The sequence below is a fragment of the Pseudomonas sp. LS2P72 genome (assembly GCF_054897865.1).
The window spans coordinates 4,949,378-4,957,465 of the sequence record NZ_CM142708.1 but is presented as its reverse complement, the minus strand read 5'-3'; the positions used below and the strand labels follow the sequence as shown (position 1 = coordinate 4,957,465).

Annotated in this window: 6 protein-coding genes; 1 reads left to right on the top strand and 5 read right to left on the bottom strand. The window is 53.2% G+C overall.

Going from position 1 to position 8,088, the window contains the following annotated elements; all coding sequences use genetic code 11:
• Positions 1-70: 70 nt before the first annotated feature.
• Positions 71-1,027 (top strand): alpha/beta hydrolase, encoded by a 957-nt coding sequence (locus tag ACYZUA_RS22845; protein WP_461960718.1) that lies wholly within the window; start codon positions 71-73, stop codon positions 1,025-1,027.
• A gap of 238 nt (positions 1,028-1,265) precedes the next feature.
• Here the strand turns inward: ACYZUA_RS22845 and dinB are convergent, their stop codons facing one another.
• The 5 genes from dinB to speD are packed head-to-tail and all read right to left on the bottom strand — an operon-like array spanning position 1,266 to position 7,509.
• Positions 1,266-2,348: a DNA polymerase IV gene (gene dinB / locus ACYZUA_RS22840; protein WP_461960717.1), complete on the bottom strand. Its 1,083-nt coding sequence runs from the start codon at positions 2,346-2,348 to the stop codon at positions 1,266-1,268.
• 23 nt (positions 2,349-2,371) lie between these two features.
• Entirely contained in the window at positions 2,372-4,516 is a 2,145-nt protein-coding gene (locus ACYZUA_RS22835; protein ID WP_461960716.1) for an Orn/Lys/Arg family decarboxylase, read from the bottom strand.
• Positions 4,494-5,708, bottom strand: a complete 1,215-nt coding sequence (locus tag ACYZUA_RS22830) for an MFS transporter (protein WP_461960715.1) — start codon at positions 5,706-5,708, stop codon at positions 4,494-4,496. The genes ACYZUA_RS22835 and ACYZUA_RS22830 overlap by 23 nt, the downstream gene beginning before the upstream one ends.
• A 21-nt stretch (positions 5,709-5,729) precedes the next feature.
• Positions 5,730-7,136: a coproporphyrinogen-III oxidase family protein gene (locus tag ACYZUA_RS22825; protein WP_461960714.1), complete on the bottom strand. Its 1,407-nt coding sequence runs from the start codon at positions 7,134-7,136 to the stop codon at positions 5,730-5,732.
• Complete coding sequence (speD, locus tag ACYZUA_RS22820; protein ID WP_461960713.1) at positions 7,120-7,509, bottom strand: adenosylmethionine decarboxylase; 390 nt, start codon at positions 7,507-7,509, stop codon at positions 7,120-7,122. The genes ACYZUA_RS22825 and speD overlap by 17 nt, the downstream gene beginning before the upstream one ends.
• Between the last annotated feature and the right edge of the window lie 579 nt (positions 7,510-8,088).

Sequence of the window (8,088 nt, the reverse complement as noted above, 5' to 3'; positions counted from 1 at the left end):
GGCAAGCCATGCTCCTACAGGTCCGGTGTTTCTTCCCGATTTACACCTAATTCAGTTGAAGGATTTTCCCATGGCTGTATTGCCAGAACTTGAAGCATTTCTGGAACTCGCCGAATTCGGCCGGATGACCGGCAAAAGTCGCGCGATGCATGAACAGTCGCCGCAACAGGCGCGGATCGATTTCGAAGCGTCGTCGGGGTTTCTCGATGTGCCGCTGGACAGCGTTGCCTGCGAGGACTTCACCATCGCCGCGCGAGATGGCCACAGCCTGTCGGCCAGGGTGTATCGCAACGGACTATCGGTCGAAGGGCTGCAACCGGTGGTGCTGTATTTCCATGGCGGTGGCTACGTGGTCGGCAGCCTCGATTCCCATGATGCGCTGTGCCGGCGGCTGACCTCCCAAGGCGGTTTTGCCTTGTTGACGGTGGATTATCGTCTGGCGCCGGAATGGCGGTTCCCGACGCCGGTGCAGGATGCCTGCGACGCGGGGAACTGGCTGGTGCGTGAAGGCGCGGCACATGGCCTGGACGCAACGCGGGTGGCCGTGGCCGGTGACAGCGTGGGCGCGACACTGGCGACGGTGTTGTCGATCATGGCGGTGCATGAACCTGAGGAACTGGCGTTGAAACCCAAGGCGCAATTGTTGGTGTACCCGGTGACGGATGCGACGACCCAGCGCGCGTCACATCGGGATTTTGCCGAGGGGTATTTGCTGGAGACGCCGACGCTGGATTGGTTCTATGCGCATTACGGGCGTACGCCAGAGGATCTGGCAGATTGGCGCTGCTCGCCGTTGCTGGCGGAGGATCTGTCGGGCGTGGCGCCGGCGCTGGTGTACCTGGCCGGGCATGATCCGTTGCATGACGAAGGGTTGGCGTATGCGGATCGACTGCGTGCCGCCGGTAATGACGTGACGTTGCTGGAACAGCCTGGAATGACCCATGACTTTTTGCGCATGGGTGGGTTGTTGAGTGAAGTGGCAGGAATTCATGCGGAAGTGGCGGGGTGGGTGCGTTCGCGGCTTTGAGATGAAGTCTGATCGTTCCCACGTTTCTGCGTGGGAATGCCGCCAGCTTGACGCTCTGCGTTCCGCTTTTGGATGTTAAATGCTGTAGATGTGTGTTTGATAGGGAGTGCATCTCTCTGAACACCTCAATCTATGGCCTCCCCGAGGCAACCTTTTTTCTGGCGTGTCAAACTCCCCGCGGAATTGGAAAGTTCGTAATGCCTAACCATTTAGGCCTCTATCCACTCGGGTGTATTACCTACCATGGAAACGCTAGTTGAATGTCGTCCTCGACCTTTCTTCTGACTTTTACAGAGAGCCCGATCAACCGCACGGCCCGGCCTTCCCGACGGGTATCCCAGAGCAGCCGACAAAGCGACGTGACGGTGTGTTGGCACAGGGTAGTGGCTGGCGCCTCCGTGGATGAGATCGAGAAGTCGGAGAATTTAAGTTTCACCTGATTTTTGATGATCAGGTAGTCATCGCCCATTTCTGCAATACGTTCCCTCAGGCCTTCCGACAATCGATCCAGTTCTTTCAGGCAACTGGCAAGCGTATGGCAGTCGAGGGGGAGTGTTCTTTCAGTGCCCACGGATTTGATATCGCTGCCCCGTTCGTCGTGTTCTTCGATACCCTGGCATCGCTCCCAGACATAGAATCCGTGCACGCCGAGATAGCGCATCAGCGCGGGGATTTTATCCTCTGTAATATCCTTGCACAGTCTACAGCCCAGATTTTCCAACACCGCGTAGGTCTTGGGGCCGACACCAGGAATTTTTCGAACATCGAGTTCGTCGAGAAAACCTCGTACCTGGTTCGGTGTGATGACGAACATTCCGTTTGGCTTCTGCACTTCCGAAGCAATCTTGGCCAGGTATTTCAACGGTGCGACCCCCGCAGATGCCGTAAGGCCCAGTTCCTGCTGAACCGTAGCGCGGATGTGCGCGGCCATGTAGGTGGCCGAGCCGTTGAAGCATGTCTGCCCCGTGACTTCAAGAGATGCCTCGTCCAGCGACAGAAACTCAACCTTGTCGGTATATCGCCTGAAGATCTCGTCGAGCTTTCGGGTGATAGCTTCATACACCTCGAACCGCGTTGGCAGCAGTACCAGATCCGGGCACAAGCGATGCGCCGTCGCGGTGGCCAGGCCGCTTTTGACGCCAAACTTCCTGGCGATGTAGTTCGCCGTACTGATCACGCCACGGTCGGCAGCCGTGCCGCCCACTGCGACGGGGCGCAGGCCTAGATGGGGCGCGTCGAGGAGTTCGACGGAAACAAAAAAAGAGTCCATGTCGACATGAATGAACTTGCGCTCGTTCGTGCCAGTTGTCGTGGCAGCCATTTACTCTCCCGTACGCATCGACATTAGACCGTTACGCCGTGCAGTACATTGACCAGCAGGGTCACCGTACCGTCGTCGTGGTGGCTGTAGTACACACCTTGGATATGGGGCGCGAACTCGGGATAGATATTGATCAGGGCTTGCACAGCCGTGAGGTAATCGATCAATGCCGCATTCCAGCACTCCCCGGGCGCAATGCACATGACTCCAGGCGGATACGGGATCACCCCCTCGGCAGCCACACGGTCCAGGACGTCTGCAAGACCGGTCAGCTTGTACTGTCCCCGAACGAAGGCCTGGTTTGCCGCATGGGGTGTCAACACTGCCTGCGCCGATGTCACAGAACTGAATATGTCCGATTGGAGCTGTTCGATCTGGTAGTGCTGAAACAGGTTGTTGATAACGTTGCACAGTTCACGCAAAGAGATATTGGCGTAATTGTGTCCGGCGTTGGCAAGCGACGGCAACACGTCGGTCACCCATGTGCCGTTCGCCAGTTCTCGCTCCAACTGCTTCAGTGCGTACATCAATCGAGTCAGTTGCACTGCGTCGGAAGAAGGAGATACCAGTAATGTGAAATTATAGAAGTCGGATTTTTCCGGGGTGAAGTTCATTTCTCTGAGGTAATAAGTGACGATGCTCGCGGGAATGGAAACGTACTCGGAATCTAATGCGTCTTTGCTCGCACGCGTAGTGAATATAACCTTGCACGGGTCCAGGTAGTGCAGGCCACCTTCGATTGGGCGGGCGTTGCGGCTGAGGGGACGGAATTCCTCTGCACAGACTTCCGGGGAAAGATCGTCCTGCGCGCTTGGAGCCTGCGGCGTCCTGTTGCCGTAATACGGTTTGATGATCCGGCAATGTCTATCGACCTGTCGTTTGAATTCGCTAGCGACCGAAACAGCAGAACTCCATAGCCGTTGACCGTTGCCATTGGCATGAATGGCCGCATTGATCTCCAATGACATGAACAAGGGATAGAACGGGCTGGTCGATGAATGCAGCATGAACGCGCTATTGAACACGTGGCCTGAGCAATAGCGCTGCTGATTCTGGATATGCCTGTCCTTTTTATGGATCTGCGAGGTTTGTGAAAGCCCGGACATCTGTTTGTGGACGGACTGCGTCACGATGATGCCCGGGGAATCCGGCGAAAGTGGAATGTGCAGAGGCGATCTGTGGGCAAGCAGGTCGACAAAAGGCTCGTAGCCCAACCAAGCGGAGTCGAATAGAACGTAATCACATAGGTGACCTATTCGCTCCAGCAGCGCGCCGGCGTCCACCACAACGCCATCGCACGTGGCGTGCTGCACGATTGCCAGGCGAAACGGCCTTGGCTGCCTGGCCCTGGTCTCGTCGATTCTGGCCGCTCTGGCCCTGAGCTGATCCTCTTGCAAGGCGCCTTTTCGGTAGCCACCGAGCACGCCGCAGTCATCGCGAAAATTATCGAGATACACCGCACGCGCCTCGCTTTGCACAAGCGCACCCAAATACACTGACTTGTGATTATTTCGATCCATCAGCACAAGATCGCCCGAAGCGAGCAACGCGCTGGTGACGATCTTGTTGGCGGTCGAGGTGCCGTTCAAGACAAAATACGTCTCGTCGGCATTAAACACCTCGGCAGCTAGATCCTCTGCCTGCTTGATTGGCCCCTCATGGCTGAGCACATCGCCAAGTTCGGGCGCTGCGTGGGGCACATCCACGGTGAAGAATTCTCCGCCCAGCAGCTGTTTGAAGCGCAACCCGGCGGGGTGCAGGTCAAGACACTGGCCACCCTGATGACCTGGGCAGGCAAAGGTAGGTCTTTTCCTTGAGACGAACTCGGCGATGGCCGAGCTAAAAGGCGGCAACGCCGCCGACTCGAAGGCTCTGGCGGCATCGATGACGCAGGCTGTGGCAACGTCCGACAACGGCACTTGAAGCTGGGTCGGGCGAAGTTTGGCGAGCGCTGAAGAACACAGGTTCTGATCGCCGTCCCGAATCACAAACAGCGGAATACGCCATCTGTCGACACTGTCGATCACACGATCCGTCGACGCATCTTCCAGGTTCAGTACGAGCGCGGAAGCCCAGAGCAGATTACTGCACTCTGCAAAAGCGACGACCGCAAGCCCTGGCCGCTCATCAAGGCGGACGGTTGCACTACAAACAATCTTTGTCTGCATCATCTCTCCTTACGCTCCAACCCAAGGGTGCAATACACAGCATGAAGGTCATGCCGATAAAAGTGGCCGGCCCCACGATCAGGAACATGAGACTTGCAATAAGGCCGGACACGGCATCGCCAATGACAGCCGTGAAGTAGTACAGGGAAAAGTTTTTACCGACTTCCTGCGGGTTCGACAGGCATTGAATGTTGGTGATGATTGCAATGTCTACAAAGGCGCCGATAAAACCAACGCCCAGCAGCAAGCAGATGAACAGGTAGGTGTTGAACTCCAGGGCGATGGCGGTGAGTAAAAAAAGTACGCCATACAGCAGCCAGTAGTGGATTACCGAACGCGCGGTTGTCGTCGAGTTGAATTTCACATACAGCATGCCGCCGATCACGGTCCCCAGCGCCAGTAGGGAAAATATGTAACCTACTGCGGCCTCGGATTGAAAGTTTTCGATGACCGCGGCCGGTAATATGAAGCGTATGACGGATGTGGCAAATATGGCGCACAGCGTCGTGCAGCAAATGACGGTAAATAGCGGCGTATTGAATTTGCGTAGGCTGCCGACGCTGCGAGTGGCATCCTTGAAAATAGCCAGTAGGTGGAACGGCTTTTTTACGCTTCTCGGTGATGACAGCAGGGTCAGGGTACAGGCGGCCGACACCAGCAAGCTGACCGAGAAGAATGCAAATGCATAACTGGGCGCCAGCAGAATTGTAATAAGAGAGAATATGAGCGGGCCAATGATCGAAGAGATATCTTCAATAACCTGTATCCCACTATTCACAGAAGGCAGATCTTCGTTATCTACGATATCGGGAAAATAGGAACGAAAGGTTGGGGTGTAAAGACAATCAAGTGCGGTCATGAGCATGGATGCCACGATGACCGCAGACAACGAAGCCTGGGCATGTTCGAACACCGCAAACAGCACCATTGCCACTGCACACTTCAATAATTCGACGGCGACCAGCGTGGATTTCTTTTCAACGTTATCGGCCAACCACCCGCCCACCGGGGAAAACAATGCGCTGGGCAGGTAACGGAAAAAATAAACCAGGCCAATTAACAGAAAGTCCGCATCGGTCAGGGTAACAACGGCCACGGCAAATGCTGTTTCGAATGCAAACTCGCCGCATTTGGAAAAAAAGTAGGCGACCGAAAGCCGTTGAGTACCATAGTTTAACGCAAGTGCCCGCATATCATTGCCTGCTGAGTAGTACTAGCCTGCGGAGTAAATCAACTCATCTCGAGTTATATCTCTTCCGTTAGCACTAAGCTTTTCGAATACTAACTTTTTCAAGATGTTTTGTTCACTTTCCGGAATTAAGTAAAACATAACGTTGCTGTACCACAACCAGCCCAGCTTGGTCAGTTCGAAGGTTGTGTCTGTTTCAATGACCAAATCCGCTTCGACTAATTCATGCAATCGCTCCAGCAAGCCTTGAGGCAACTGACTCATCGCCACCTTGGACTTGACGATTTCCCCGTGGTAGGGGAGCCGCATCACAACGGGCTTGACAAGATCGAGCACCGGGGCATGTTGGCTGACCTGACAGACATAGTCGCCAGCGGTCATCTTGGCGATATATTGCTCGCGCAACGAGGTATTGGTGATCACGTTTTCCGACACCGACGAGATGGCCCCGACGCCGAAGCCCAGCAAGTCATGATCGGTATAACCGTACACATGCTCGTGGTAGATGAACGAATATTCGCGAGTAATCAATGTCGGTTGCGCACTGGTGCGCCGCACATAACCATGGCCGTTGTAAGGCAGGTAGCCCTTATGCCGCATATGCTCGTCGATCATCAGCTTCATGTTCAATTTGCGCATGGCCGGGAACACTGCGGCAGTGCGTTCTTTGATTTGCTTGTGAAGTTTTACCGATGTAACAACATTGTTGATCGGGTAAATATCAATATTGCTCAGACCCAGTTCGACGGCTTTGTCGATATCTAGCAAGGTCTGAGTCTCGCTGCTGCCGTTCATGCCGTACATGATGTCGCATAGAACACGTTCGAACGTGGGAACCAGAAGATTGGACGCTCGCTCGATTTCGGCTATGTCTTCGTTGAGATTGAACAGTCTGCGCCAGGTGGGATCAATGGTCTGCAAGCCAAAGCGCGCGTGCGTAACGCCAATGTCAGCCAGCGCGATATTGCGTTCCCGCGTGACGCTGGTGATGTTGAATTCGAAAGAAAACTCCTCGACCGTCGACATATCGAAATAACGGTGTAAAGCTTCGCCGATGTCATTGATATTTTGTGGCGAGAGCAGCGAAGGCGTGCCGCCACCGAAAAAGATCGCTCTGACCGGAACGGCTTTAAAGTCCATCAGCCGGGACTTGTATTCGATTTCTTTTATCAATGCCTTGGTATAGCGGTTGATATCTTCTTCATTTTTGTACAAGCCACGGGTGAACGGGCAAAAAGAACAGATGGCTTCGCAGAAAGGAATATGAAAATACAATGCCCGCGACTTCGCCTTGGCGTTGGCGCCATCGAGCAAGCCGGACAACTGTGCTTCGCTGGGGCGAAAGGTATTTAGGGATTGTGAAGGGAAAAAGAAATTGTACAAGGGGAACTGGTAGTCGAATTTAACCATGCCGTTATTGATAAGTTTCATTTTCCACCTCTTCGGAAATGAGAACATTGCTTCCGCGAAGAAGTGTGTGGGTGGCGATCTGCACATCGCTACCGAAAAACTCCAGTATGCCTTCATTGATCGACATGTTATTCGAACCACATGTATAGACGTCGATACTGATGTAGTGGCTTTCCGGGTAGGTGTGATAGGAAAGGTGGGATTCGGACAGTAAATAAAGGCCAGTTACCCCCTCCCCGCCAGCACTAAATTTGTGTATTAGGTGATCGAGCACAGTGAAACGCGAACGCTGCAAGGTGCCGAGGAAGAAATCGTGCAGTGCAAGTGCGTCTTTTAACAAGCGGGCATCCACACCGGTAATATCCCAAATAGTATGATAACCCAAGTCATCCATAATGGTCGTTGCTCCTGTCCCTAAGAAACCTGAGATCGTCCAAACTAAGAAGAGGGGATTTAACTCCCCTCATCTTTTGTGCATTTACCAGAGGCACACACCTTTGGTGGTAACGCCGGTTACTTCAGTGCTAAATAGATCGATTGCAGATTTCATAGTACGTTCCTTGTTCAAATTTTAGATTGATCCTGCATCAGCAGGCGTTACAAAAACTAGCAGAAAACATTTATTGAGGAAGTCGTAAAATGTAAAAAAATCTTTCTGGATTTGTCTTGTTTTAATTATCTTCAATATTTTCAAACATGTACCCGGAGCGAGGTGGTCATCCCGAATGAAGTGTCACTCTAGTAACTCGAGGGCCGTTAATACAGCTGCCCCTGTACTCATGCACCATTCGACCTGGCAGACGACATGGATCTGTTAATCCATGTAGTACTTTTCTTACAGAAGTAGGGCTTAAACAGCGTTTTAATATTATTTGATCGCTCGCAAGATACTCTGGATACAGTCCCCAAAATAAAAACCGCCATGACAGTTGCTTCCAATTTTTGATCTCTGGTCGCACTCGCATTCTATCTC

Coding starts and splice junctions, on each gene's coding strand:
- ACYZUA_RS22845 (WP_461960718.1), top strand. CDS start 71: ATGGCTGTATTGCCAGAACTTGAAGCATTTCTGGAACTCGCCGAATTC.
- dinB (WP_461960717.1), bottom strand. CDS start 2,348: ATGGCTGCCACGACAACTGGCACGAACGAGCGCAAGTTCATTCATGTC.
- ACYZUA_RS22835 (WP_461960716.1), bottom strand. CDS start 4,516: ATGCAGACAAAGATTGTTTGTAGTGCAACCGTCCGCCTTGATGAGCGG.
- ACYZUA_RS22830 (WP_461960715.1), bottom strand. CDS start 5,708: ATGCGGGCACTTGCGTTAAACTATGGTACTCAACGGCTTTCGGTCGCC.
- ACYZUA_RS22825 (WP_461960714.1), bottom strand. CDS start 7,136: ATGAAACTTATCAATAACGGCATGGTTAAATTCGACTACCAGTTCCCC.
- speD (WP_461960713.1), bottom strand. CDS start 7,509: ATGGATGACTTGGGTTATCATACTATTTGGGATATTACCGGTGTGGAT.